A 3,742-nucleotide genomic window follows, 5' to 3' on the forward strand; every position below is an offset into this window, starting at 1 on the left:
CCGCAGCGGGGTGCCGTCCGGGGCGAGCACCAGCACCCGGGCGCCGGGGAACGGCGCGCCGATCAGCGACGGCGCCGTGCCGCGCAGCACCTGGTTCCTCTCCCGGACCTCGAACCAGGTGCTGTCCACGCCCGCTTCGGCCAGCCCGTAGACGTTGATCACCCGGGTGGACCGGCCGAGCAGCCGTTGCAGCGCCAGGTGCTCGTCCAGCCACCACTTCTCGGCGCCGACGGTGAGCACCCGCACCCCGGCGAGCGGGCTCTCGCCCGGACGCGGCGCCAGGTGGGCGGTCAGCCGGCGCGCGGTGCGGGTGTTCAGCTCCAGCACGGTGATCCGCTCGGCGGCGATCAGCGGCGGGAGGTCGGCGATGTCGGCCGCGCGGTCCAGGGTCAGGTTGCGCGGCGCGACCACCAGCGTGGCGCCGGAGCAGAGCGCGCGCACCCAGTCGGCGGTGAACACGTCGAACTCCAGGCTCGCCGTGCTCAGGATCCGGTCGGCGGGCGTCAGGCCGTACACCGTGCGCCAGCCGTGGTGGACGGCGAGCAGGTTGCGGTGCGAGAGCCCGGCGCAGCGCGGCGCCCGGGTGGTGCCGGAGGTGGTCAGGACGACCGCGGGGCCGTCCGGGTCGAGGTCGACCGGGGGCGGGCCGGCGGGCCCCGCCGAGAGGGCGGACCGGGCCGAGTCGAGGCAGACGAGTTCCCGGGCCCCGGCGTCGGTCAGCCGGATCCGGTGCGCCTCCTCGGTGACGACCAGGGCCGGCCCGGCCTCGGCGAGCACGTGCCGCAGCAGCCCGTCAGGGGCGCCGGGCTCCAGCGGGAGGTAGGCGGCGCCGGTCTTGAGCACGGCGAGCAGGGCGATGTACACCTCGACGCCCCGGCCGAGCGCCACTGCGGCCAGGTCGCCGGGCCGCAGCCCGCGTTCGACCAGGTGGTGGGCCAGGCGGTCGGCCCTGGCGTCGAGTTCGCCGTAGTCGAGCTCCGTTCCGGCCCAGCGCAGGGCGACGGCCCCGGGCGCGGTGCGGGCGTGCTCCTCGAACCGTCCGGGCAGCGTCCCGGCCCGTCCGGTACCGAGTTCCGGCGGTGTGTCCGTCCCTGTCATGACCCGTCCCCTCCACCCGCGTTCACCTGCCTGTGGCCCCCGCACCGCTTCCACGAGCCGTCGGTCCGGTCCGGTTCCACGGTTCGCGCACCGATCCTGACGCCAACTGCCGCCGGGGAAAAGGGGGATACGCACGGCGCCCGCGCGGGGCGGCCGTCCACGACCCGGACATCGGACCCGTCCCCCGGGTCGACGGTTGTACTCTGCACGCGGACGGTCGGCGGCGGCCCGTCCGGTGCGGCGCCGCGCCCGTGACCCCGCCCGGCACCGGAGGACCCCAGGAGGCCCGCCCGCATGAGCACGTCCGCCCCGCGCCCGCCCGGCACCGGCTCGTCCACCGCACCGTCGGAGGCGCCCGAGCTGCCGGAGCCGCCGGCCCCGCTGCTGCGTACCCGGGCCGTGGACGTCGTCCGGGACGGCCGCCACCTGCTGCGCGGGATCGACCTCGCCATTCACCCCGGCGAGCACTGGGCGCTGCTCGGCCCGAACGGCGCCGGCAAGTCGACCCTGCTCGCCCTGCTCGGTGCCGTCTCGCATCCCACCCGCGGCGAGGTGGACGTGCTCGGCCGCCGGCTCGGCCGGGTCGACATCCGCGAGCTGCGCGCCCACCTCGGCCACGTCAATCCGCGCCACCCGCTGCGCTCGCCGCTGACCGTGCGCGAGGTCGTCCTCACCGGCGTCACCAACACGATCGAGCCGGACCTGAACCGCAAGCCCGCCCCGGAGGAGCTGGAGCGGGCCGAGTTGCTGATCGGGACCCTGGGCATGACGGCGGCCGCGGAGTCGCCGTGGACCACGCTCTCCCAGGGCGAGCGGGGCCGGGCGCTGATCGCCCGGGCCCTGATGCCCAGTCCGCGGCTGCTGCTGCTCGACGAGCCCGCCACCGGGCTCGACCTGACCGCCAGGGAACTGCTGCTGGACAGCCTGGACCTGCTCCGCCATCAGCACCCGGAGCTGGCCAGCGTCCTGGTCACCCACCACCTGGAGGAGCTGCCGGAGTCCACCACGCACGCGCTGCTGCTGCGGGCCGGGGAGACGGTCGCGGCCGGTCCGGTGGACGAGGTGATGACCACCGAGCTGGTGAGCGCGACCTTCGGCCACCCGATCCGGATCACCCGCCAGGACGGCCGCTGGACCGCCAGGGCCGCCGCCCGGCGCACCCCGACGGGCTGAGCGCGGCGGTCCCGGACGACGCCTTCCCAGGGGCGCGCACCCACCGGTGCGTGCCCCTTTACCACTTCTTTGCCATCCGTGTCACCTCCGGTCGAGCCGTGAGTGGCCGGAAATCGTCGGTGGACCGACCATCGGGGCGCCGGAGCCCTTGTCCCACCTGGGCCGTTTTGTGACCGACCCCGGTGTGGACGGCAAAAACCGATATCCCTAAGGTATGCCTTAGCTAAGTGGGCGGGGGCATCGACGGCGTCGTTGCTCCCCGCCTGCGCTCAGCCCTGCCTTGAAACGCCTTGCCTTGAAACGCCCTGCCCTGAAACGCCCTGTCCTGNCCTGACCGCTGGAGCCCGCATGTCCGCCCGTCGTTCCACCGCCGCCACGCTGCTCACCCTCGCCGTGGCGACCGCCGCACTGGCCGGCTGCTCGCAGAAGAAGGACGACAAGGCCGCGGCCGACGCCGTCAAGGTCAACGCCACCGACACCGCCTGCGAGGTGTCGAGGACGACGTTCCCGGCCGGCCACGTCAGCATCGACATCGCCAACAAGGGATCCAAGGTCACCGAGGTCTACGTCTACGCCGCCGGCGACAAGATCGTCACCGAGCGCGAGAACATCGGCCCCGGCACCAGGGCCACCATCACCGCCGAGATCAAGGCCGGCTCCTACGAGGTCGCCTGCAAGCCCGGCATGGTCGGCGACGGCATCCGCCAGAGGATCACCGTCACCGGCGACGGCACCGCCGCCCCCACCGACCCCCGCCTGACCGCCGCCGTCGACTCCTACCGCACGTACGCCCAGGAACAGGCCGACGCCACGATCCCCGCCGTCGAGGCCTTCGCCGCCGCGATCAAGGCCGGCGAACTCGAGAAGGCCAAGTCCCTCTACGCGCCCTCGCGCACCGGCTGGGAGCGCACCGAGCCCGTCGCCGAGAGCTTCGGCGACGTCGACCCCAGGACCGACACCCGCGAGGACGGCCTCGAGCCCGGCCAGGAATGGACCGGCTGGCACAAGCTGGAGAAGTCCCTGTGGGCGGACGCCGTCATCGGCGACGCCGAGAAGAAGCTCGCCGACCAGCTGGTCGCCGACCTCAAGGACTGGCAGAAGAAGATCCCCGAGGCCGAGATCACCGCCACCAGCATGGCCAACGGCGCCAAGGAACTCCTCGACGAGGTCGCCACCGGCAAGGTCACCGGCGAGGAGGACCGCTACAGCCACACCGACCTCGCCGACTTCGCCGCCAACGTCGAGGGCGCCGAGAAGGCCTACCAGCTCCTCAAGCCCGTCGCCGCCGAGAAGGACGCCGAACTCGCCAAGACCCTGGACTCCGAGTTCGCCGCCATCCAGACCCTGCTCGCCAAGTACAAGCAGGCCGACGGCAGCTACACCTCCTACGACAAGGTCACCGAGACCGAGCGCAAGACCTTCTCCGACGCCGTCAACTCCCTCGGCGAGCCCCTCTCCAAGCTCGCCGCCG

Annotated in this window: 3 protein-coding genes; 2 read left to right on the plus strand and 1 reads right to left on the minus strand. The window is 73.5% G+C overall.

What is annotated here, in order from left to right:
- Positions 1 to 1,098, minus strand: a 1,098-nt coding sequence (locus VR45_RS30770) for an AMP-binding protein (protein WP_045943153.1), incomplete at its 3' end; no start/stop codon positions are given.
- A 294-nt stretch (positions 1,099 to 1,392) separates the two neighbouring features.
- Here VR45_RS30770 and VR45_RS30775 point away from each other — a divergent pair.
- Positions 1,393 to 2,271 (plus strand): ATP-binding cassette domain-containing protein, encoded by an 879-nt coding sequence (locus tag VR45_RS30775; protein WP_045943154.1) that lies wholly within the window; start codon positions 1,393 to 1,395, stop codon positions 2,269 to 2,271.
- Positions 2,272 to 2,619: 348 nt separating this feature from the next.
- Positions 2,620 to 3,742: iron uptake system protein EfeO (gene efeO / locus VR45_RS30780; protein WP_045943155.1), on the plus strand; the 1,123-nt coding region annotated here is incomplete at its 3' end.

It is taken from the genome of Streptomyces sp. NRRL S-495, from assembly GCF_000966955.1.
In the GTDB taxonomy this organism is placed as follows: domain Bacteria; phylum Actinomycetota; class Actinomycetes; order Streptomycetales; family Streptomycetaceae; genus Kitasatospora; species Kitasatospora purpeofusca.

Excerpts from the sequence above, each read along its gene's own strand:
- VR45_RS30775 (WP_045943154.1), top strand. The coding sequence starts at position 1,393 with ATGAGCACGTCCGCCCCGCGCCCGCCCGGCACCGGCTCGTCCACCGCA.